This window comes from Nonomuraea sp. NPDC050227 (genome assembly GCF_044459705.1).
Lineage (GTDB): Bacteria > Actinomycetota > Actinomycetes > Streptosporangiales > Streptosporangiaceae > Nonomuraea.
Window position 1 is genome coordinate 23,428 of sequence record NZ_JBITJF010000021.1, and the last position, 22,387, is coordinate 45,814.

Annotated in this window: 13 protein-coding genes; 4 read left to right on the forward strand and 9 right to left on the reverse strand. The window is 74.7% G+C overall.

Translation table 11 applies throughout. The features are described from left to right. Window positions 1–83 precede the first annotated feature (83 nt). Window positions 84–647: a dihydrofolate reductase family protein gene (locus ACIBK9_RS50770; protein ID WP_397166557.1), complete on the reverse strand. Its 564-nt coding sequence runs from the start codon at window positions 645–647 to the stop codon at window positions 84–86. Between the two features lie 92 nt (window positions 648–739). Further along, a complete protein-coding gene (locus tag ACIBK9_RS50775) occupies window positions 740–2,140 on the reverse strand; it encodes an APC family permease (RefSeq protein ID WP_397166559.1) in 1,401 nt (466 codons plus the stop codon). Window positions 2,141–2,396: 256 nt separating this feature from the next. Between ACIBK9_RS50775 and ACIBK9_RS50780 the strand changes: the two genes are divergently transcribed. Then, window positions 2,397–3,062: a hypothetical protein gene (locus ACIBK9_RS50780; protein WP_397166560.1), complete on the forward strand. Its 666-nt coding sequence runs from the start codon at window positions 2,397–2,399 to the stop codon at window positions 3,060–3,062. Window positions 3,063–3,065: 3 nt separating this feature from the next. On the opposite strand, the gene kstD is transcribed toward ACIBK9_RS50780, so the two are convergent. Next, complete coding sequence (gene kstD, locus ACIBK9_RS50785; RefSeq protein WP_397166561.1) at window positions 3,066–4,823, reverse strand: 3-oxosteroid 1-dehydrogenase; 1,758 nt, start codon at window positions 4,821–4,823, stop codon at window positions 3,066–3,068. Between the two features lie 74 nt (window positions 4,824–4,897). Further along, on the reverse strand, window positions 4,898–5,788 hold the full coding sequence (locus tag ACIBK9_RS50790; protein WP_397166563.1) for a YihY/virulence factor BrkB family protein: 891 nt from the start codon (window positions 5,786–5,788) through the stop codon (window positions 4,898–4,900). Between ACIBK9_RS50790 and ACIBK9_RS50795 the strand changes: the two genes are divergently transcribed. Next, window positions 5,787–6,071 (forward strand): hypothetical protein, encoded by a 285-nt coding sequence (locus ACIBK9_RS50795; protein WP_397166565.1) that lies wholly within the window; start codon window positions 5,787–5,789, stop codon window positions 6,069–6,071. The two genes, ACIBK9_RS50790 and ACIBK9_RS50795, sit on opposite strands and share 2 nt — an antisense overlap. 36 nt (window positions 6,072–6,107) lie before the next feature. Here ACIBK9_RS50795 and ACIBK9_RS50800 read toward each other — a convergent pair whose 3' ends face one another. The 5 genes from ACIBK9_RS50800 to ACIBK9_RS50820 all read right to left on the reverse strand — a co-directional run bounded on the left by ACIBK9_RS50800 (window position 6,108) and on the right by ACIBK9_RS50820 (window position 16,294). Next, a complete protein-coding gene (locus ACIBK9_RS50800) occupies window positions 6,108–10,157 on the reverse strand; it encodes a S8 family peptidase (RefSeq protein ID WP_397166566.1) in 4,050 nt (1,349 codons plus the stop codon). 135 nt (window positions 10,158–10,292) lie between these two features. Next, entirely contained in the window at window positions 10,293–10,415 is a 123-nt protein-coding gene (locus tag ACIBK9_RS50805; RefSeq protein ID WP_397166568.1) for a hypothetical protein, read from the reverse strand. Window positions 10,416–10,487: 72 nt separating this feature from the next. Then, window positions 10,488–13,316 (reverse strand): ATP-binding protein, encoded by a 2,829-nt coding sequence (locus tag ACIBK9_RS50810; protein WP_397166570.1) that lies wholly within the window; start codon window positions 13,314–13,316, stop codon window positions 10,488–10,490. Between the two features lie 137 nt (window positions 13,317–13,453). After that, entirely contained in the window at window positions 13,454–14,665 is a 1,212-nt protein-coding gene (locus ACIBK9_RS50815; RefSeq protein ID WP_358298301.1) for a cytochrome P450, read from the reverse strand. Between the two features lie 33 nt (window positions 14,666–14,698). Continuing rightward, on the reverse strand, window positions 14,699–16,294 hold the full coding sequence (locus tag ACIBK9_RS50820) for an FAD-dependent oxidoreductase (protein WP_397166572.1): 1,596 nt from the start codon (window positions 16,292–16,294) through the stop codon (window positions 14,699–14,701). Between the two features lie 342 nt (window positions 16,295–16,636). Between ACIBK9_RS50820 and ACIBK9_RS50825 the strand changes: the two genes are divergently transcribed. Together ACIBK9_RS50825 and ACIBK9_RS50830 are read left to right on the forward strand one after the other, a co-directional pair. Then, window positions 16,637–17,503, forward strand: a complete 867-nt coding sequence (locus ACIBK9_RS50825; RefSeq protein WP_397166574.1) for a DUF4132 domain-containing protein — start codon at window positions 16,637–16,639, stop codon at window positions 17,501–17,503. Further along, complete coding sequence (locus tag ACIBK9_RS50830; RefSeq protein ID WP_397166576.1) at window positions 17,500–22,356, forward strand: DNA-binding protein; 4,857 nt, start codon at window positions 17,500–17,502, stop codon at window positions 22,354–22,356. Before ACIBK9_RS50825 ends, ACIBK9_RS50830 begins: the two co-directional genes overlap by 4 nt. Window positions 22,357–22,387 lie beyond the last annotated feature (31 nt).

The following is a 22,387-nucleotide window of genomic DNA, read 5'->3' on the forward strand; positions in this document are numbered from 1 at the left end:
AAGTGCCCGGGAGGCCATTCCCGGGCACGTGCTCTCTTTCGCCTTCCGCGGTTCACGGTCCGCCACGGTGGAGGGCGGACCTCTCAGGACCGTTCCGGCTCGTAGTGCAGGCCCACCACGCCGCAGTCGAAAGCGCGCGCGCCGACCAGGCGCAGCCGGTGGTAACCCTCGCCCGCCGGGAACAGCGGCAGCCCGGCCCCGATCGCGACCGGGTTGACGAACAGGTGCAGCTCGTCGATCAGCCCCCGCGAGATCAGCTGCCGGCCGATCGAGGCGCCGCCGGCCACCATCACGTCGCCGCCGGGCTTCGCCTTCAGCTCCTCGATGGTCTCGGCCGGGTCGCCGCCCGCCACGACGGCGTTCTTCCAGGGCGACTCGGTGAGGCTGCGGGAGATGACGACCTTCGGAGTGTTGATCATCTTGTCGATGCCCTCCTCGGTCTCGCCCGCCGGCCGCGACTCCCAGGCCGGGATGAAGCCCTCGGCCAGCTTGCGGCCCAGCACGATGGTGTCGACCGGCTCCCAGAGCGCCGCGACGTGGGCGTTGATGTCGTCGGTCCAGGGGAACGTGACCCAGTCCATCTCGCCGGCGGGGCCGCCCACGAAGCCGTCCGTGGTGATCTGGAGCTGCAGCTTGACCTTGCGCATCTGATATGTCCCTTCCGGTTTCGCTCTGTGTGGTTCCCAGCTTGCCGGAGCCTGCTTACGGTCTGCTTCCGCCGGGCTTAAGGTCGCCGGTCTTATGGTCGCCGGGCGGCCCGGCGCCTGGCCGACGACCAGGACGCCGCCCACAGGATCACGCCGATCACCAGCAGGATCCCGGCGATCTCGTACTGGCCCGCCGGACGCCCGGAGGACCACGGCAGCACCAGGTAGAGGCAGGTGACCGTGCCCACCACGGGGAGCACCCGGCCCGCGTTGAAGTGCTCGGCGCCGGTGACGTCGCGGCGCAGGACGAGGACCGCCACGTTGACCGCCGCGAAGACGGCCAGCAGCAGCAGCGAGGTCGTGCCGCCCAGCAGCGCCACGACGGGGCTGTCGGGGACCAGCGAGACGAACGTGATGAGGCCGATGGCGATCACCGTGGTGAACAGGATCGCCGCGTGCGGCGTGCGCCGGGTGGCGTGGACCGCCGACAGGAACGGCGGCAGCACGCCCTGCTTGCTCATGCCGTACAGCAGCCGGCTGGCCATCAGCATGTTGATCAGCGCCGAGTTCGCGACGGCGAACATCGAGATGAACGGCAGCAGCGAGGCGATCGGCACGCCGGGAGCCGCCGTCTGCACCACCGTGACCAGCGGCGTCTCGCTGGCGGCGAGCTGACCGACCGGGACGACGGCGACCGCGCAGATCGACACGAGCACGTAGATCACCCCGGTGATGCCGATGCCGGCGAACATCATGCGCGGGAAGATCCGGGTCGGGTTCTTGGTCTCCTCGGCCATGTTGACGGAGTCCTCGAACCCGACCATGGCGAAGAAGGCCAGCGACGTCGCGGCGCTGACGGCCAGGAACACGCCCTTGTCGGCGGGCGTCTCGAAGGCGACGACGCGGGAGAAGTCGGCGTGGCCGCCGGAGATGAAGTACCCGCTGAGCACGATGACCATCAGCAGCCCCGACAGCTCGACCGCGGTGAGCACGACGTTGAGCTTGACGCTCTCGCCGACGCCGCGCAGGTTGACGGCCAGGATCAGCAGCATGAACCCCACGGCGATCAGCAGGATGACGCCGTTGTCCGCGTCGAGGCCGAACCCGGTGGCGAGGTTGGCGGCGAAGGCCCGCGAGGCCGCCGACGCCGACGTGATGCCCGAGCACATCACCGCGAAGCACACCAGGAACGTCAGCGCGTGCTTGCCGAACGCCTTGTGCACGTAGAGGGCGGCGCCCGCGGCCTCCGGATACTTGGTCACCAGCTCCAGGTAGGAGCAGGCGGTGATCAGCGCGACGACGAAGGCGATCGTGAAGGGCAGCCAGGCCGCGCCGCCCACCTCGCCGGCGACCTGGCCGGTCAGGGCGTAGATGCCGGTGCCGAGGATGTCGCCGACGATGAACAGCAGCAACAGGCCGGGGCCCATCACCCGCTTCAGGCTGGGCTGGCCGCTGCCGGCCTCGGGCGGGCTGGGGGGACTGATCTGAGCCATGGGGGTGGTCCTTCTCGTCCGTGAGGATGACGGCTACGTCAGGTGCGCGGGCGACGGCGAGCCCCGGCCGGTCGCCGCGCGCCGCCGCGACCACGTGATCTCGACCGTCATCCTGACACTGTACGATCCCGGCTTGTCATCCGTGAACAGGCCGTCACGCTGAGCATCCGCCCCGGTACGGGGGAACCGGGGGCGGGGGCAAGGGTTGCAAGTCGGGAGCAATCCCTGCGCAAGGGGCGGGTCCTAACGTCGGGGCGTGTCCAGACGACTGGTTCTCGGCGGCGCCGCCCTCGCGGCGACCGCCACGCTGACGCTCGGCCTTCCCGCCGCCCCCGCGCTCGCCACCGCGCCCGCGCTCGCCGCCGCCCCTGCGCTCGCCGCGGCGCCCGCACCCGGCAAGGTGGCGGGCGAGCTGTTCCGCGCGTGGCTGGCCGGCGACCGCGCCGCCGCGGCCGGGGTCGCCACCCCCGCCGCGGTGCGCACGATCTTCGGTTACGCCTACCGCGCGCCCGACCGCTTCGACGGCTGCTCGCGCGGCGTGTGCCGGTACGTGCACACCAGCGTGCGCGTGCCCGGCGGCCTCAACGGCATCGCGATGGCCGTGACCGGCTCCAAGGTCACCAAGGTCTACCTGTCCCGGCACGTCGTGCGGCCGTCCGCCGCGGCCGGGCACCTGTTCGCCGCCTGGAAGCGCGGCGACCGGTACGCCGCCCTGGAGGTCGGCGCCGAGGACGCGGTGCGGACGCTGTTCCGGGTCAGGTACGACCCGCGCGGCGTCACCCACCACTTCCAGGGCTGCGCCAAGGAGCCGAAGGGCTACGCGTGCGCCTGGTCCTACGAGGGCGGCGCGATGTTCATGCACGTCCGCGGCTCCACGGCGAGGGGCTACGACGTCCGGTCGATCACGTACACGGCCGACTGACGGTCAGCCGCCGGCCAGGTCGTTCGCGGCCACGTAGCCGAAGGTCATGGCCGGTCCGATGGTCGAGCCCGAGCCCGCGTAGCTGTGGCCCATGACGGCGCCGCTGGCGTTCCCGGCGGCGTACAGGCCGGGGATCACCGAGCCGTCGGCGCGCAGGACGCGGGCGCGCGCGTCGGTGCGCAGCCCGCCCTTGGTGCCCAGGTCACCAGGGACGATCTTGAATGCGTAGAACGGCGGCAGCCAGAGCGGCGCCAGGCACGGGTTCGGCCGGACGTACGGGTCGGCGTAGTAGTGGTCGTAGGCGCTGTCGCCGCGGTGGAAGTCGGCGTCCCGCCCGGCCAGGGCGAAGCCGTTGAAGCGGGTGACCGTGGCGCGCAGGGCGGCCTCCGGCACCCCGATCCTGCGGGCGAGCTGCTCGATCGTCGGGGCTCTGAACAGGGCGCCGCTGTCGTACCAGGAGTCGGGGAAGGGCAGCAGCGGCGCGATGTCCTTGAACAGGTACTTGTTGCGGTACTGCTGGTCGATGATCAGCCAGGCGGGGATGTGCGGGTCGGACGGGGTGTTGCGGTCGTACATGACGTGCACGACGTCGCTGTAGGGCGCGGCCTCGTTGACGAACCGCCGGCCGGCGCCGTTGACGATGACGCAGCCCGGCAGGGTCCGCTCGGCCAGGCAGAAGTACGGCTCGCCGGGCAGCGGGATCACCGGCCCCCACCAGGCGTCGTCCATCAGGTCCAGCGCGCCGCCGGCCTGCTCGCCGGCCTCGATGCCGTCGCCGGTGTTCTCCTTGGCGCCGACGGTCCAGCTCGTCCCGATGGGCTGGCGCTGGAACTCGGCCCGCATCGCCGCGCTGTGCTCGAACCCGCCCGATGCGACGATCACCCCGCGCCTGCCCCTGACCACCCCGGCCGGGGTGACCACGCCCGCGGCCCGGCCGCCCTCGACGTGCAGGCCGAGCAGCGGGGTGTTCAGCCACACCGGCACCCCGGCGGCCAGCAGCCCGGCGCGCAGCCCGGCGGCCAGCGCCTGGCCCATCGTCAGCGGCTTCTCGCCGCGCAACGCCGCCTGCGTGCCGCGCAGCAGGCACGCCGCCGACACCTCCGCGCCCTTCGGGTTGACCAGGGCGAGCGTCAGCCACTTGTAGTCGGCGCTGAAGACGACCATGCCCGCCGGGGTCGCCATGTACGGCGGGTTGAGCCGGGCCAGCTCCGGGCCGAGGAGGTTGCCGTCGAACTGGTCGGGCTCGATGGAACGCCCGCCCGGCATCCCGCCGGGGAACTCCGGGTAGTAGTCGGAGTACCCCTCCATGAACCGGAAGCGCAGCGGGCTGTTGCGCGTCACGAACGAGATCATCTGCGGCCCCGCGTCCAGGAACGCCTGCTGCCGCGCGGCCGGGACGGTGTCGCCCACCACGCGGGCCAGGTACGCGGCGGCCTTGGCGGGCGTGTCCGGCACCCCGGCGGCCAGGATCACCTCGTTGCACGGGATCCAGATGCCCGCGCCCGACCGCGCCGCCGACCCGCCGAACGTCGGCGCCTTCTCCAGCACGACGGTGCTCAGGCCGCGCTTGGCGGCGGTGAGGGCGGCGGTCATCCCGGCGGCCCCGGAGCCGACCACCACCACGTCGTAGTCGGCCTCGGCGTAGGCCGGATCCTGGCCGAGCGCCGCGCCGGTGACCAGGATCCCGCCCGCGACGAGCAGGGTGCGGCGGCTGCGCCCGCGGGGGGTGAGGTCGTCGGAGGCCGGTGAGGCTGGTCGCATCGATGATCCCTTCGACAGGGGAGAGCCGGTCGGCCCCCTCGCCGAAACGAGCATGCGCTTGGTTGGTTACCCTGTCAACGGGCCCGCCGCACGGCCAGATCCTTGACGTGGCCCGACGTGGCGGTCGCCGTCAGGGCGGTGGCGAACAGGATGAGCTGGTTGAGCACCTTCAGGAACAGCAGCATGCCCGCCGCGCCGGCGACCACCCGGTAGGCGGGATTGGCCGCGGTGAGGTTGACGTAGACCTGGCCGATCGTCTTGAGGATCTCCAGCCCGGCGGTGATCACCAGCGCCGGGCCGATCACGCGGCGCAGCGGCACCCGCAGCCGCGGCGGCGCGGTCAGCAGCGCCATGGCCAGCAGCGTGTTCACGCCGAGGCCGAGCACGATCCCGGCCGCGGTGAGCACCCACTGGGCCGGAAGGGCCTCGACGCCCACGGTGAGCACGGCCAGCCAGGTCAGCAGCCGTTCGGCGGCGAAGGCGACGGCGAGCGACAGGGCGAGCAGCATCCCGAGCCCGGCCATCACGCCCAGGTCGATGAGCTGGCGCAGGAGGAAACGCCCCGGATACTCCTCCAGCCCCCAGATCGCCCGGGTGGCCGAGCGAAGGGTGTCCATCCAGAACAGCCCGGTCATCGGCAGCGCGACGAAGGCCACCGCGCCGGCCGTGCCCCCGGCCTCCCGTAACGCCTGGACGTCGAGGCGCGGGAAGTTCTCGCTCAGGTAGTGCTGGACCGTGGCGAGGACCGTCGGGTCGTCCATGACGTGGCCGAGGATGCCGAACGCCAGCAGGGCCAGGGCGAAGGTGGCGAAGAAGGAGTAGTAGGTGAGGGCCGCCGACAACCGGCCGCCGTCGGCCTTGTCGTAGCGCAGCACGGCGCGGGACAGGTGGTCGAGCCAGCCGTGCCGGGCGCGGGCCCGCCGCCAGGCCGCCGCCGGGCCCTTGTCCGGTCCGGTGGCGTTCATGGTGCGCGGGTCCCTTCGCTTTCCGTCCCGGTGGCCGTACGCCGCCGGGTGCTCACCGTACCGCCATGAGCGGATCGGCAGGGCGGACCTGGGCGGGCCGGTGGCCGTCAACGCGGGGGAGTGGTCGGTGCGGGGACACCGGTTCCACACCGTGCACACGTACTTCTTCGCCCGGGTCCCCGGCATGGAGCTGCCCGAGCCCGCCGACGACGGGCTCGGGCATCGCTGGTGGAGCGCGGGCGAGCTCGGCCGCACCGCCGAGCGGGTCCTGTTCGGCGGGTGACCGCGGCCGCCGGGGTGGGCGGCCGCGGTCGGCGGGTCAGCGGAGGTCGAAGGCGCGCAGGGTGGTCTGCCTGAGGCGGTTGCCCGCCGCGTCCCACGCCTCCACCTTCAGGCTCACCGCGCCCTTGGTGGCGCGGTAGGCCGGGTACTTCGCGCCGGCGGTGTAGACGCCGTCCCGGCCCCGCCTGAGGTCGGCGGGCTGCCAGGTGGCGCCGTCGTCGGTGCTGGTCCACAGCTTGACGCCCGCGATCGCCGGCATCTTCGCCGCCGACGGCCCGTGGTAGGCCTCCAGCTCGAACGTGTGCCTGCGCCCGGCCGCCACCGTGTTGCCGGCGGACAGGGTGTCACCGAGGTCGTAGCTGACGTAGACCGCGGGGGTGGTGCGGCACTGCTCGACCAGCCCGTCGACGAACCAGGCGTAGCAGTTGGCGCCCGGCCGCAGCTGCTCCTTGGCCGGCGGCGCGGTGAACGTCCACTCGATGTCCGACAGGGCGTTCCTGGCCGTCAGCCGGTAGGTGCCCGGCTCCTTGGGCAGCGGGTAGCGTGGCAGCGTGTCGAAGCCCGGCAGGGGGGCGTTCGGCAGCTCCTTGCCGTCGCGGTACAGGTGCAGCTCGTACTGGGGCACCAGGTCGCCGAACGCGACGCCGTCGTCACGCCGGTCCCCGACCCCGTTGACCATCGACGGCGTCACCCACAGGTTGCCGTCGTGCACGCAGATCGCGCACGGCACGCCGATCACGAGCTGCCTGAGCGGGGGCGCGTCCGCGGGGCCGCCGAGCGCGTACAGCTTGTCGGAGGCCGTCGAGGCGCCCGGCGTGCTCGGGGTGGCGAACCACTTCTGGACGGTGGTGCCCGGCCGGTCGAACACCTCGTGCCGGTAGCGGGACTCCTGGACCTCCTCGCCGGGCGCGGACGTGACCAGCGCGGACAGGCCCGCCTCGCTCACGAGCTTGGGGTCCAGCGGCCAGATCCACTGCGTCCTGCGCTCGGGCAGCGGGGCCGACCACTGCAGGATGTTGGTGTTGGTCGTGGTGTAGGAGATGTCGTCGGTCCGCCACGAGGCCCGCCAGTTCATGTACTTCGTGTACGGCCCGGCGTGCACGTCGAGGTCGACCTGGTGGAGCTGGCGCTCGGTCACCTCGTACCGCATCGAGTCGGGGACGCGCCCGTCCACGGTCGGGCGGAACACGTACGAGTACGGCGTGTTCGGCGTGCCCTCGACCCGGACGGTCACCCCGCCCCGGCCGGCCTCCTCGCGGATCTTGCGGCCCTCGGCGTTGGAGACGTAGGCGACGGGGATGTTGACCGGCTGGAACGGGCCGCTGAACGGCTTCTGCGAGATGGGCAGCGGGATCGGGCAGGTGGCGGCCTTCTCGTTGAAGGCCAGGACGCCGGCGGCGCCCGCGTCCCTGATCGGGCCCACCCGCTCGATCTGCAGGCCGCACGCGGGCCCGAAGATGCCCTCGGCGGGCTCGGCGTCGATCAGCACGAGTGCGCCGCGCAGGTCCTTGCCCGCGAGGTCCTCGGGACGGCCCTTGCCGGCGTCGACCACCCGCAGGTCCTTGGCGCCCTCGAACGGCACATAGCCCGGGTGGATCTCGCCGCCGTCGATCGTGTGGACGCGGGTGACCGGGTGCAGGGTCGTGCGCCTCGGCGTGCGCATGGTCATGGTGACCTCGGGCACGCCCAGCTCCCACTGGCCGGCGAAGCGGAAGCCGCCCTTGGTGACCTTCTTGGTCGGCAGCGCCCACACCTTCTCCCAGGCGCCGAGCGGGCGGTTGGAGAGCAGCGTGCCGCCGAAGACCTTGCCGTTGGGCAGGGTGCGCTGGAAGAAGACGTCGTAGGTGTTGTTCAGCGGCTGGGCGGTCTTCGGCGCGCGGAAGCTGACCTCGGTGGCCTTGCGGGCGTCGAGGGTGATCTCCATGTCGCCGGTGACGGTCAGCTCGGGCTCGAACAGCCAGGCCCGGTTGGCGCGGTCGTCGGCGTCCACCCAGTCGAGCACCTGCAGCAGGCTGACGGTGCCGGCCGGGACGCGGCTCACCACCAGGCCCACGTCGTCGATGCGGTTGGGGCCGAGCTCGCCCTTGTTGCCGTCGACGTCCAGGACGCTCATGGCCGACGGGGTGCGCGGCTTGCCGTCCCGGTCGATGGTGCGGATGGTCAGGTCGTACTTGGGGGCGTCCCGCACAGCGCCGAGCGGCGTGCTGAGCCGGACGCCGTCCGCCTCGGCCGTCACGGCCCCGCTGTAGGTGCCGACGGGCAGCTCGGCCGGGTCGAGGGTGACGGTGGTGGCGGCGGTGCCGCCGGCGGGGACGGTCAGCGTCGCGTCGGCGAGTACCGGCCTGGCGGCGCCCATCGCCGCCTTCAGCGTGAGCGTGACGGGCTGGTCGCCCAGGTTGCGGTAGGAGATCTCGCCGCTCTTCGTCGCGCTGCCGGGCTCCAGCAGGCCGAAGTCCACGCCGCCGCTCGTCGCGAACACCTGCTGCCGGGTCGCGCGGTCCAGGTCCACCCGGCCGGCGCCCTGCTCGTAGACGGTGAAGCCGTCGTCCGTGGAGGTGGACATCAGGGCGGACTTGAGCTGCTGGGCCGTCCAGTCCGGGTGCCGCTGCGCCATGATCGCGACCGCGCCGGCCACGTGCGGCGTGGCCATGGAGGTGCCGGAGGCGCCGGTGTAGTGGTCGTCCACCGGCGAGCCCATGGCGGTGCCGGCCGCCCGCGCGGCCACGATGTCCACGCCGGGCGCGGCGATGTCGGGCTTGAGCCCGCCGCCGGGGCGCGGCCCGCGGCTGGAGAACGCGGCGAGCTTGTCGCTCTTGTCCACCGCGGCCACGGTCAGCGCGGCGTCGGCCGCGCCGGGCATGCTGATCGTCTCGGCCTCGTACAGGTTGCCCGCGGCGACCACGAACAGCGTGCCGGTCTCGGCGGTCAGGTCGTTCACGGCCTGGCTGAGCGGGTCGGTGCCGTCGCTGGGCGGGCCGCCGAGGCTCATGCTGACGGCCTTGGCGCCGCTGCGCGCGGCCCACTCCATGCCCTCGATGATCCACGACTCCTGGCCGGAGCCGGTGTTGTCGAGAACCTTGCCGACGACGAGCTGCGCGCCCGGGGCGACGCCCTTGAACTTGCCGCCCGAGGCCGCGCCGGTGCCGGCGATGGTCGAGGCGACGTGGGTGCCGTGCCCGTGCCCGTCCTGGACGGGCTGGTCGGGGACGAACGACTTGCTGTCGGCGATCCGGCCGGCCAGGTCGGGGTGGCCGGTGTCGGCGCCGGTGTCCAGGACGGCGATCTTCACGCCGGTCCCGTCCTGGCCGCGTTCCCATGCCTTGGGGGCGCCGATCTGCGGGACGCTCACGTCCAGGTCGGCCTTGACCTTGGCGTCCAGCCACAGCTTGGCGATGCCGCCGCGCAGCGTGCCGGGCGACTTGGCCAGGCCCTCGCCGGCGGGCCGCCCGCCGCGCACGGCCTCCCAGAACGCGCCCGCCTCGGCCTTGGTGACGTCGAGGGCGGAGGCGTGGATGCTCTCCAGCGTCCGGGTGGGCTCGCTGGCGGGGACGGCGGCGGCCGAGCGCTTGACCGCGGCCTCCGGCTGGTCGCCCGGGTACTGCACGATGACCGGCAGCCGCTTGGCCACCTCGTCGGAGTAGCCGTTCTCGGCCAGGTACTTGACGTCGAACAGCCGCCGGTCCACCAGGCCCGCCTGGACGGCGGAGACCGCGTCGTCCGGCAGCACGAAGACGCCGTCCGGGGTGAACTGGGTGAACAGGTTGATGCGGCGGCCGTCCTGGCGGGTGCCGGGGGCCGGCTCGACGCGGTACCGGCCGGTGGCGGACCGGGTGAGCTGGACCTTGTCACCCGTGATCAGCGTGACGACGACCTTCTGGGCGCGCACCCCGGACAGGGCGACGTCTTTGGCGGGCTGCGCGGACGTTGTGGGCGTTGTGGGCGCTGCGGGAGCGGCGGGGGCGCCGGGTGCGGGGGTGTCCGGTGTCGCGGCGGTCGCCGGTCCGGCGGTCAGCACGCCGGCGAGCGCGGTGACCGCGGTCAGCAGGACGCCTGTCCGGCGCGCCAGCGGGGGGCGGGGCAGTGCCATGGTGGCCTTTCTGGCGGGGGAGGGGTTCGGACGGCGGCGGCGGGCCCACGGCCCGGAGGGAGGAACCGTCCGTGAGGGTGTGGACCGGGGCATGGCCGTCCGGGAAGGGCGGGGTTCCATGACCGTCCGGAAGGGTCAGACGGGTTCGAAGCCGTCCGGTGGGCGGGGGGGCTCCGGGGCCTCCTCGTGCGGGGAGGGGACGTCGGGGGCCGGGTCGTCCGGGTCCGGCCGGTCGGGGTCTTGGATGGTGTCGGACATGCCGAAAGTGTCGCGGCAGACGTATGGGGTGGGGTATGGGGTGCCCTATGGGGAAAAATCCCCATTTTGGGGTTAGTCGCTGGGGAGGAGGTGGCGGGCCAGCTCCGTCCGCGACCGCGCCCCCACCTTGCGCATGGCCGCGCTGACGTGCTTGTCCACCGTCTTCGGCGACAGGAACAGCTCCCTGGCGATCTCCTGGTTGGTCAGCCCCTCGGCCGCCAGCCGGGCCACCTGCTCCTGCCGGGCCGACAGGGCGTGGTCGTTCCCCGCCTGCGCGGGCGCGCTCTGCGCCGCCGGGCGGACGCCCCACCTGCGGCCCAGCCCGGTCGCGCGGTCGAGGTCCCAGCGCGCCCCGAGCTCGGCGTACACCGCGACGGCCCGGCCGAGCCGGACGGCGGCCTCGGGGTCGTCGGAGGCGAACAGGCAGGCGGCGGCCTGCTCGCTCGCCTGCGCCGCCTCGTACCGCGCCGGGACCGTCTCGAAGGCGTCGGCGGCGGCGGTGAACTCGGTCGCGGCCCGCGCCCACTGCTCCCCGGCGGCCGCCAGCAGGCCGCGGGCCTGCGCGAGCGCGGGCCCGGCCAGCGGCGCGTCGCGCCCGGCCAGCCGGGCGGCGTGCCGTGCGACGACGTCGGCGGCCTCCTCGGGACGGCCCGCCACGAGCAGCGCCTCGGTCAGCGCGGGCAGCGCGCGGACCGCCACCGGCCACAGCTCGCTCGCCTCCCAGTGGCGGCCCGCCTCGACGGCCGCCTCGATCGCCGCCTCCGGCTCGCCCCGCGCGGCGCTCAGCCGGAGCGACATCGCCAGCGGCAGCACCAGGTCGTCGTACTGCCCCCGGGTGCGGGCCTCGGCGGCGGCGTCGAGCAACGACGGCAGCGCGGCCTCCTGACGGCCCTGCACCACGGCCAGGCAGGCGGTCACGATGTCGAGGAGGATGCGCTCGTGCGGCTCGTCGCCGAACTGGTCGCGCAGCTCCTGGAGCCTGGCCGGCAGGCCCTGCCAGGAGCCCTCGAAGTAGTCGGCCGCGGCCAGGTTCACCAGGCAGCGCAGTTCCAGCCGCTCGCGCAGGTCGGGCTCGGCGCCCTCCTCGACCGCCGCGGTCAGCAGGCGGCGGCCCCGCCGGTGGTGCCCGCTGAACAGGGCCGCGCCCCCGATGGAGCGGTAGGCGTTGACCTCGCGGCGCAGCAGCCGCCGTCCGCCGGTCTCGCGCAGCAGGTCGTCGGCGAGCGCGGCCCAGCGCGGGTCGCCCATCACCACGAAGATCATCGCGATCTTGCCGAGCACCAGCATCCGCATGGCCGGGTCGGCGACCGCGGGCAGGGTCGCCAGCGCCCGCTCCAGCCACGACCTGCTCTCCTCCGGCGGCAGGCCGCTGGGCGGGCGGCCGACCCCGGCCATGGCCCACGCCGCCAGCCCCGGCTCGCCGGCCAGGTCGTCGGCGGCCCGCGCGAAGGCCTCGCCGATGCGGGCGCCGTCGGTGCGGGTGCGCTCCAGGTGCAGCGCGAGCAGCAGGCGCAGGTGGCCGCGCACCGGGGGCGGCACGTCCTGCTCCAGCGCGCCGGTGACCAGGTCGGCGACCGGCGGCGGGCGCAGCAGCTCCAAGGCGGCCCAGCCCAGCTTCACCGTCAGCTCGGCCCGCCGGGCGGCGGGCAGGTCGGCGCCGCGCAGGACGTCCTCCAGCAGGCGGGCGGCCTCGGCGTCGTCACCGAGCCGGGACGCCTGCTCGGCCGCCTCGATCGCGGCCGCCACCCACTGCCCGGCCCGGCCGGCCTGGCGCAGGTGGTGGGCCAGCCGGCCCAGCGGCACCGGGCGCAGCTCGCGTACGGTGTCGGCGGCGGCGGCGTGCAGGGCCTGCCGGCGGCCGAGCGGGATCGCCTCGTAGACCGCCTGCGCCGCCAGCACGTGACGGAACCCGACCAGGCCGCCGGTGTCGGCGAACAGCCCGGAGCCCAGTACCTCGTCGATCGCCCCGACGTCGGGCCCCGACAGCAGCGCGACGGGCACCGGGAGCTGCAGCACGGCGGCGCGCTCGGCCACCTCCTTGGCGCCCGGGGAGAGCCGGGCCACCCGTTCCTGCACCGAGGCGCGCACGCCGCTCGGCACGTCGAGCTCCTCCAGGGCCCGCCGCGCCCAGCCGCCCTCCCACCGGATCAGCGTGCCGCGGTCGCGCAGCAGCGCCAGCAGCTCCTGCACGGCCAGCGGCAGGCCGGAGGCCCGCCCGCACAGGTGCTCGGCGAACTCGGCCGTCACCTCCTCGGCCCCGAGGATCGCCGAGGCCATCACCCGGGTCTGGGCGGCGTCGAGCGGCGGCAGCACCAGGTGCTCGGCCGTGATCGTGTCGGGGGCGCGGGCCGTGATCGCCCGCACCGCCCCGGACGCCTCCTCGCTCCGGTACGTCAGCACCACCCGCAGCGTGCCGGGCAGCACGGACATCAGGTACGTCAGGAACTCGACCGTCTGCCCGTCGGCCCAGTGCAGGTCCTCCACAGCCAGGACGGCGGGGCCGAGCGCGGTCAGCACCTCGGCGAGCCCGCGGAAGACGCGATGCCGCTCGGCCGCCCGGTCGTCGAGCGGCGGCGGCGTCTCCGGCAGCACCCCGGCCAGCTCGGGCAGCAGCTCGCGCAGCGCCCCGGCGACCGGTGACAGCGCCGCGCCGGCCAGCTCGGACGCTCGTCCGCGTAACGCCTCGACGACGGGGCCCAGCGGGAACGGCTCCCTGATCTGCACGCAGGCCCCGCTCAGCACCCGCAGGCCCGCCACCGCGGGACCGCCGAGCAGCTCGGCCGTCAGCCTGGACTTGCCGATGCCGGCCTCGCCCTCGACGACGGCCACGGCGGGCGCCCCGGCGACCAGCGCGACGAGCCGGGCGAGCTCCTTCTCCCGCCCAACCAGAACAGGAGACACCACCCGCCCAGCACGCACCCGCTCATTCAACTGCACCCGAAGTCACAGATCAACGTCACAACCCCGCGAAACGCCCGAACCGGGAGGAAGCGACGGCAGCCCCCGGCTTCCGGCCCAGCGGGGGCGCCGTGGGCGGGTCAGGCGGGGGCGATGCCGTCGTAGTCGATCAGGAGGTGGCGGGGGCCGCGGAGCACCGGGCTGGGGCGGTACGGCGGCGGGTCGGCGACCAGCCGCGGATTGCGCACCCGGCGCACCAGCTCACCCAGCACGATCTGCGCCTCCAGCCGGGCCAGCGGCGCGCCGAAGCAGTAGTGGACGCCGCCCCCGAACCCCAGGTGCTCGTTCGGCCGGCGGCACGGGTCGAACCGGTCGGGCTCGCGCACGTGGGCCGGGTCCCGGCTGCCCGCCGCCAGCGCCAGCACGACGGGCGAGCCGGCCGGGATGGTCACGCCGCCGACCACCACGTCGTCGAGGGTGACCCGCGAGGAGACGAGCTGCACGGGCGGCTCGAAGCGCAGCAGCTCCTCGACCGTGGTGATGACCAGGTCGGGGTCGGCGCGCAGGCGTTCCAGCAGCATGGGGTCGCGCAGCACGGTGAGCATGCCGTTGGCGATGAGGTTGATCGTGGTCTCGTGCCCGGCGATGAGGAGCAGCAGGGAGGTGGCGACGACCTCCTCCGGCGTCATGCGGCCGTCCGGGCCCTCGTAGGTGACGAACCCGGACAACATGTCGTCGCCCGGCTCCCGCCGCCGCGCCTCGGCCAGCCCGGCGAGGTAGCGTTCCAGGTTCTGCGACACCGCCTGGCGCTCGCGGGCCCGCTCGGCGCGGTCCTCCTCGCCCGGACCGAGCGTCTCGACGATCTGGTCGGCCCAGGCGTGGAACTGCTGCTCGTCCTCGGCCGGCACGCCGAGCAGCCGGCAGATGACGGCGATCGGCAGCGGGTAGGCGACCTCGTCCACGACGTCGGCCCGGTTCTTGCCGGCCAGGGCGTCGATCAGCTCGGTGGTGGTGGCCAGCATCATCGGGCGCAGCCCGTCCACCACGCCCGGCGAGTGCGGCGGGCCGAAGTGACGCATGGTCAGCCGGCGCAGCCGGTCGTGCTCCGGCGGGTCGAGCCTGATGAAGGCGGGCGCGTGCTCCGGCTCCTCCGGCGCGTTCGCCAGGTTGCGCCGGTCGGAGCTGACCCGCGGGTCGTGCAGCAGCTCGACGATCTCCCGGTACGTGCTGACGACGTACGAGCCGTCCGCCAGGCGCGTCACCGGGTTGCGGCGCAGCTCCCCGAGGAACGGGTAGGGGTCGGCGCGGCCGGCCGGGTCGAGGATGCGCTGCATGGCGGCGTCCGAGGTCATGTCCTGCACTCCTGTCCTTGAATTCCTGCCGGGTCAGCCCTGCGGCGCGTGCAGCAGCGAGGCGCGCCGCTCGGCCGGGTCGTGGCCGGTCACCACGACCGTCGCCCCCTCGGCCGCGACCAGCCGCTCGGGCACCCGGGCCGGCACGGGTCGCGCCTCCCCCCGCATGTCCACGTGCCGGAAGGCGGGCGGGAAGGGCGTGGCCCGCTCGATCAGCCGCTGGTAGAACTCCAGCCACATGCCCTGGTCGAAGGTGACCGCGGCGGTGATCCGGCCCTGGTAGCCGTAGACGGCGACGAAGCGGCGCTCGTCCGTCGAGCCCTGGGTGACGACGAGCTCGTCGGCGAAGGTGGGCACGCCCACCGACTTGATGTTGACCCCGAACTGGCTGGACCAGAACACCGGCACCGACAGGTGCGGCCAGCGGTGGGTCTGGTCGCTGACCATGTTGTGGGCCGCGATCTCGGCCTGGGTGACGGCGTTCCCCCAGTGCTCCAGCGTCATGAACTGGTACTGGTACAGCGGGTGCGGGAAGCGGGCGATGTCGCCGGCGACGAAGACGTCGTCGGTCACCAGGCCGTTGGTGTCCACAGCGCGGCAGCCGGCGTCGCAGGCCACGCCCCACACACCGGCGGCCAGCCCCGAGTCCAGCAGCCACTCGACGTTGCGCACCGAGCCGAGCGCGACGACGGCGACCTCGGCCTCGACCGTGCTGCCGTCCGACAGACGGGCGCCGCGCAGCCGCCCCTGCCCGTCGCCCTCCAGCGCGGTGACCGTGGTGCCGCACCGCAGGTCCACGCCGTGCTCGCGGTGGAGCTGGGCGGCGACGTCGCCGATCACGCCGCCGAGGGCGTTGACGAGCGGGGCCGGGCCGCGTTCGACGACCGTCACGGGCAGGTCCAGCTCGCGGCAGACCGAGGCGATCTCGCTGCCGGTGAACCCGGCGCCCAGGATGAGCACCCGGTTGGGGCGGGCGGCCAGCGCCTCCCGCAGGCCGGCGGCGTCCCGCATCGAGCGCAGCGTGTGCACGCCCGTCAGCCGGGCCTGCTCCTCGTGCGGCCAGGGCCGGGCGCGGGTGCCGGTGGCCAGCAGCACCCGGTCGAAGCCGACCTCGCGGCCGTCGGCCAGCAGGACGCGCTTGCCGGCCACGTCCAGGCCCGTCGCCCGGGTGCCCCACAACCAGTCGGCCTCGACCTCGCGCAGATGGGGCAGCATGACGTGGTCGGGCGCGACCTGCCCCATGAGCACCTGCTTGGACAGCGGCGGCCGGTCGTACGGCTCGGCGGGCTCGTCGCCGATCACGGTCAGCGACCCGGTGAAGCCCTCCCGCCTGAGGACGCCGGCGGCCCGCGCCCCGGCCAGGGACGCGCCGACGATGACGATGCGCCCGTCGGTCATCCCGCGCGCCGGCGGGCCGGGCGGCTCGGGCGTCAGCCGGGTGGCCGTCCAGTCGAGGTGGATGGCCTGGACGGGGCAGGCCGCCGCCGCGCGCAGCACGTGCTCGCGCCGCTCGTCGCCGGGGTCGAGGTCGTACAGGAGGGACTCCTCGCGCATGGTGAAGACGTCGGGCGCGAGGAAGGCACACTGCCCGTACCCCTGGCAACGCGTCAGATCGACGACGACTTTCACCGGCCATCCCCCTGTCGAGCGAGCCGCGCGCCCGTTCCCCGGTCGGCGCGCCCGGCCCGGACTGGCCTACCCCCGCCGCCCGCGCCCGTAGCCTGCGCGCGCCGATCCTGCCCTGCTCTTTAGCCGGTACGGAGGGAATTCACGCCATCCCCGTGCGCCCCCGCTCGCCGGGGTGACCCGGCCCCGTAACCGGCTCGTCGGGCAGTCGGTAGGCATTTGTCAGTGATCGCCGATAACGTTCCGCGCAACGTGGCGGCGGGAGATCGATCCGCGCCTCGACACATTCCCATGGCTTCACGGCATGGCCTCACGTCATGCCTGCACGAGGAGAGGCGGCGGCAATTGGGTTGGCTGGCGGCGGGCGACGCGTACGAGGTCGCCCTGATAGAGGGCCGGGTCACGGCCAGGGCCACGTCCGGCCGCTCGGCCGGACGGCAGCTGAAGACGCTGCCGAAGGCGGTGCGCGAGCACCCCGAGGCGGACCGGCTGCGCCGCTTCGCCGAATGGCTCGACCGGCACGCCGCGTCCTGCGTGGCGCACGTGGACGCCTGGATGGTGTCCTCGCTGCCCGTGCCGACCGAGCTGATCGCCCGGGTGTGGCCGGACGAGGCGTGGCAGACGGCGCTGCGTGACGTGGCGGTCGTCGGCGACGACCCCGACGAGGTGGGCTTCCTGCGCGACGCGACCTCCTCCGGCGAGCTGCGCATGGTGAACCTCGACGGCGAGACCGTCAGGCTGGCCGCGCGCACGGTGAGGCTGCCGCACCCGGTGCTCCTGCCCGACCTCGACGACCTGCGCGAGTTCGCCGCCGAGCTGGGCATCACGCAGAAGGTCGAGCAGATCCACCGGGCCATCTGGCGCAAGCCCGCCGACCAGGGCGAAGGGGTGCGCCAGGTGAAGGACTTCGCGGGCGGCACGTACGCCTCCCGGTTCGGTGTAGCGGCCCGCGCCACCCAGCTCGGCTACCGCGTCTCCGGCGGCTACGCCACCTGCCAGGTGCGCGACGCCGGCCGGCTCACCGAGGCCGCCGTCTGGATCGGCGAGCCCTACTGGGACAGCGAGACGTCCACGGGCGATCTCACCTGGCGCGACCAGGACGGCAGGACGCTCACGCTGCGCGAGGTCGGCCCGGTCGCCTGGTCGGAAGGCATGAGGATGGCCGCCGCGCTGCACGCCGGCCGGCAGGTCGAAGAGGGGAAGAGCGCATGACCGGGGACATCTCGCAGAACGCCGAGGCGCGGGAGCTGCTCGACGCCGGCGCGGTGCTGCCGGCCGGCACCGAGGGCGCGGGGGAGCGGGCCGTGCCGCTGGTCGCCCGCGCCTACCGGCACCCCGGCCTCGACGACCGGGTGATCGTGCGCCTGGTCACCGAGGAGCTGAGCGGCGCCGAGGACGCGGTGGGCGGCTTCCTCGGCCTGGTGCCCGAGGGCGAGGCCGCGGTGGTCGGCCTGGGCCTGCGGCGCTCGCTCGGCTTCCCCGAATGGGTGCTGGTCCACCACCCGCAGGACGGGCACCACGCCCTGGCCGTCGTGCCGGAGCTGGAGCGCGTCGCCCGGCAGGCCAGGACCAAGCCCAAGACGGCGCTCGACGCCTACCAGCGCCTGGCCGGGCAGCTCGCCGCGTCCGTCCCGCACTTCCTGCCGACCTTCTACGAGCAGGCCGCCCGCGTGTTCGCCGCGGCCGACAACGCCCAGTACGCCGGGCAGCTCTTCTCCGCCGCCCGCCGGGCCGAGGCCCAGCACGGCCTCCCCGTGGACGACGACCGCCTCGACGCGGTGTTCCTGGAGTTCGCGCTGGCCGGGGCGCTGCCGGTCAAGGCGCTGTCCGGGTACGCCAAGGAGCTGACCGCCCGCCTGCCCGCCGCGGAGGCGCTGAACAGGTACGCGCGGCTGTGCGTGCGCAGGACCGCCGGCGGCCTCGCCCCCTCGGCGCAGATGGCTGCCGACATCCGCAGGCTCGCCAAGGCCGCCGGCGTGGACGCCGAGGCGGCCGAGCAGGACTACCTGGCCGAGGTGCTGGCGCTGCCGGCCGCCATGCAGGCCCCGACCGGCTGGTGGAAGTCCCACGCCCAGGCCGTCGCGGCGCTGGCCAGGCAGCGGCCGGAGCTGCGCGGCACGCTGCTGAACGTCATCCCCGACAGCCACGACCGGGAGCTGCCGGGCATCTGGCTCGGCATCCTGGAGAGCGCGGGCGCGACCGCCGGCCTGCACACCGACGTGCCCGAGGCCGAACGCCCGGCCGACGGGGCCGCCGGCTGGCTGCGCAGGTTCCTCGCCGCGCGGCAGCGGGCCTGGGGCGTCGCGCCGCACCTGCCCGCCCTGCACGCCCTGATCGAGCGCATGGCCGACCGGCTGCGCGCCGAGCTGGCCGCGACCGGCTCGACGATCGCCGTCGACGACGAGGCCGACCTGATCGACCTGCTGCTGGCCCTCGGCATCCCCCTGGCCGACCCCGGCGACGGCGCCCGGCTCCGGCTGACGCACTGGGCGGGGCACGACGACCGCCGCGACCTGCTCGCCCTGGCCGCCGACGGCCGCTTCCACACCGCCTTCCGGCGCGGCGCCGACTACCTCGACGCCGACGACGAGGGCAGGGCCACCGTCCGCGCGCTGGCCGCCGCGCCGGGCGGGCGTCCGCTGCTGGCCGAGTGGGTACGCCTGGTCGCCCGCCGATCGGCCGCCGCCGGCCTGTCCAACCTGCCCGACGCCCTGTGCTGCCTGTCCTGGCTGCCCGGCGAGGCCCTGGCCCTGGCCGAGAACGAGGTGCGCCAGGCGGTGACCGACGCCGACGTGGCCGGGGTGCTGGCCCGCGCCCTGCGCTCCGGCGTCATCGACGAGCTGGGCTGGCCCGCCTTCGAGCAGGCCGCCACCCAGCTCGTGCCGGAGAAGGACATCGACGACCTCGTCGTCTGCGACGCCTGGCCGAACCTGGTCGTCGCGGGCACCGCGCAGGCCCGGGTGCTCTCGGCCGACGGCGTCCTGCTCACCCACGACCTGCGCGTCCCCAGGGACGACACCTGGAGCGATCCCGGCTTCCACTACGTGGACGGCGAGCTGCTCGTCTACTGGGACTCCCGCGACCGCGCCAACGGCCTGCGCGGCTACTGGCACACCTCCGCCGACCGGGTGCGCGACCTGGACGGGACGGACCGGAGCCGGGGCACGCGGCTGGACTACTACCAGGGCGACGACCCGGTCAGCCTGGCCGTGCCCGGCGGCGGACGCACCACCGGCCACGGCGTGCTGCACGCCGGTGACACGGCCGTCCCCGACGAGCGGCACCTGCTCACCGACGGCACGTCGTTCTGGACGTGGATCTGGGCGGAACACGACAGCGGCTGGTACGAGTTCGACCCCGCCGGCGGCGGCGTCGGCAGGAAGTCGCTGCCCGGCTTCCTCGCCGGCACCCCGGACGCCCGGCCCGGCGAGGGCTGGCTGCTGCCCGCGCCCTCCGACGAGCCCACCCCGGTCGGCGCCCCCGTGGACGGCCTGTACGGCCTGCGCGTGGTCGAGCTGCCCGACGGCTCCCACCGCGCCGAGGACCTGTCCGGCATCTCGGTGACGCTGCCGCCGGACGCCGGAGTGCCGGTGCGGGTGCTGACGTTCCCGGGCGCGGAGCGGGCCTGCGCCGTCGTGCGCGGCAGCTACCGGATCAGACTCGTGGACGCCGACGGCGTCGTCCTGGCCGAGTACCGGACCGACGCCAAGCCGGGCGCCTTCGGCGCGGGCACGCCCATCCTGCCGCCCGAGCGCTACTGGTACTGCCTGCGCCCCCGCGACCTCGAGGGCTCGGCGGCGCTGCGCCGCGCGGACCGCGAGACCGCCGCGGCCCTGCTCGAAGCGGCCACGCCGCAGGGCGCCGACCTGGCGGCGGCCGTCCGCGCGCTGCTGCCGGGCATCACCCACGAGGCGCTGGTCAAGGGCGTGGCCGGGATCGTCGGCTTCGCCGCCACCCAGCAGAACGCGGTGCGCGCCGTCGTGGCCAACCTCAACCGCGCGCTGGCCGGCGACCCGGCCGCCGAGCGGGGCCCGTCCGGGCCCACCGACCTGCTGCTGGACGAGGCGCTCAACGGCATCGGCGACGGCCGCGGCTACCACCGCCACAACGCCGACGCCGCCTTCCAGCAGATCCGCGCGGTGGGCGGGGCCGTGACCGCCGGGCAGGACCGCCCGCAGGTGGCCAACCACCTCCGCCTGCCCGGAATGCCGGCCTCCGGCCTGCGGTGGGAGCGCCTGCTCGACCACTGCGCCGCCGTGGCGTACCGGTGCGCGGCGCCGACCACCCCGGCCGAGCACCGGGACGCGCTGGGCGTGCTGCTCGGCGAGCTGCGCGACGGCGGCCTGCCGGTCGCGGCCGGCTCGTCCCGCTGGCGCCGCATGACGGTCACGCTCAGGCGCGAGCACATGGTCGGCGCGGACGGCGCCCCGGCGGACGGCTCGCTCTCGGGCGTGCTGCCGCTGGGCGGCGGCGCGTTCGTCGCCTTCCTCGACCTGCGCGAGACGGACGTCGACGGGCTCGAATGGACGGCGCTGTGCCACGACCCCGCCGGGGTGTTCGAGGTGCCCGCGCCCTACACCGTCCGCGACTCCTCGCCCGTCGGCGGGGACCGGGAGGCGAGTTGGCTCGCGGCGTTCCTCACCGAGCTGGCCGCGCGCGGCCCGGCCCCCTGGCACGCCGCCGCCGCCGAGGAGTTCGCCCGGCTCACCGGGGTCTCATGGACCGCCGCGCGGCTGGTCGTGGCCGGGTTCCCGCAGGTGGACACCTACGCGCGGACCTTCCTCGACAAGGAGGCCCGCGCGACGATCGGCGTGAAGGTGGCCGAGGCCGCCGTCGCCAAGGACGAGCTGCGCGCCCTGGGCGCCGGCGTGCGGCGGGCCGTCACAGCGGCGCTGCTGCCCGCCGACCCGGCCCGCCTGTGGACCGACGGCCCCGACGCGGCCGCCGCCGCGCGGGTGTGGAACGAGCGCGTCGGGCAGCGGCTCGCCCTGCCCGAATGGCTGCTCGGCGAGGCCGCCCGCGCGCTGCGCACCGTCGAGGGCGACCCGGCGCACGCCCTGCGCGCGGTGCTCGACCCCGCCGCCGCTCCCGAGCTGAGCGTGGACCTGGAGTGGGAGGTGCGCGGCGACCGCGTCCACCCCGTCGGCAAGGACACCGGGTTCGGCGGGCGGTCGCTGGTCACGGCCGTCGCCACGGCCGCCTGGCTGGCCCACCGGCTGCCGGCCGGGGATCCGCTGCGCGCCGGGCTGCCCGCCGTCCTGTCGGCGGTCCGCGACCGGCTCGCCCACCCCGGGCTGCTGATCGACCTCGACGAGTACGTGGGCCTGCCCGCGTTCAAGAAGGTCGCGGGCACGCCGACCGAGGTCGGCGACGGCTACGAGCGGTACGGCGCGGTCGTCATGGCCACCTACGACAGCCAGCCCTCGCCCGCGCTCCGCCCGCACCTGCTCGACCCGGCCGGCGAGGACCCCTACCTGCGGGCCCTGATCGGGCTCAACGGCTCGTTCCCCGCCGTGTCCGCGCTGCGCACCGCCCTCGACCCGCGCTTCGCGGCGCTGCTGGCCGACCCCGGCGACCCCGCCCAGGGCGACCGGGACGCCGACGGCGCCTGGTGGCCGCAGGACCCCACCCGCTCGGTGCCCGACCTGGTGGTGGACGTCGCCAAGGCGCACGGCCTCGGCGAGGACGCCGCCGCCGTCTACCTGATGCTGCTGGCCATGCCCGACCCCACCGACCGCAACACCGCCCGGTGGACCGGCTGGAAGCCGGCCCGGCTCAAGGCCGCGCGGGCCGAGCTGGCCCGCACCGACCTGGTCGTCCAGGCCGTGCGCGCCCGCGCCGGACGCTCGTTGTTCCTGACCGGCGGCTGGTCGGAGGAGCGCACGCCGCGGCTCCCGCTGGAGCAGTGGAAGCTCCCGATGTTCAGCCCGAACGCGGGCCTCGGCGGCCTCCTCGTGCCCGGCGAGCCCGTGGCCGACCTGTACGCCAGGGCCTGGCGGCGCGTCCAGGACGGCGACGTGCCCCGGTTCGAGCAGCTCGCCGTCAAACGCGGCCGCCGCCGCTGACCCTGTCATCACCACACGAAGGACACGAAAC

Coding starts and splice junctions, on each gene's coding strand:
- ACIBK9_RS50770 (WP_397166557.1), bottom strand. CDS start 647: ATGCGCAAGGTCAAGCTGCAGCTCCAGATCACCACGGACGGCTTCGTG.
- ACIBK9_RS50775 (WP_397166559.1), bottom strand. CDS start 2,140: ATGGCTCAGATCAGTCCCCCCAGCCCGCCCGAGGCCGGCAGCGGCCAG.
- kstD (WP_397166561.1), bottom strand. CDS start 4,823: ATGCGACCAGCCTCACCGGCCTCCGACGACCTCACCCCCCGCGGGCGC.
- ACIBK9_RS50795 (WP_397166565.1), top strand. CDS start 5,787: ATGGTGCGCGGGTCCCTTCGCTTTCCGTCCCGGTGGCCGTACGCCGCC.
- ACIBK9_RS50790 (WP_397166563.1), bottom strand. CDS start 5,788: ATGAACGCCACCGGACCGGACAAGGGCCCGGCGGCGGCCTGGCGGCGG.
- ACIBK9_RS50800 (WP_397166566.1), bottom strand. CDS start 10,157: ATGGCACTGCCCCGCCCCCCGCTGGCGCGCCGGACAGGCGTCCTGCTG.
- ACIBK9_RS50805 (WP_397166568.1), bottom strand. CDS start 10,415: ATGTCCGACACCATCCAAGACCCCGACCGGCCGGACCCGGACGACCCG.
- ACIBK9_RS50815 (WP_358298301.1), bottom strand. CDS start 14,665: ATGACCTCGGACGCCGCCATGCAGCGCATCCTCGACCCGGCCGGCCGC.
- ACIBK9_RS50830 (WP_397166576.1), top strand. CDS start 17,500: ATGACCGGGGACATCTCGCAGAACGCCGAGGCGCGGGAGCTGCTCGAC.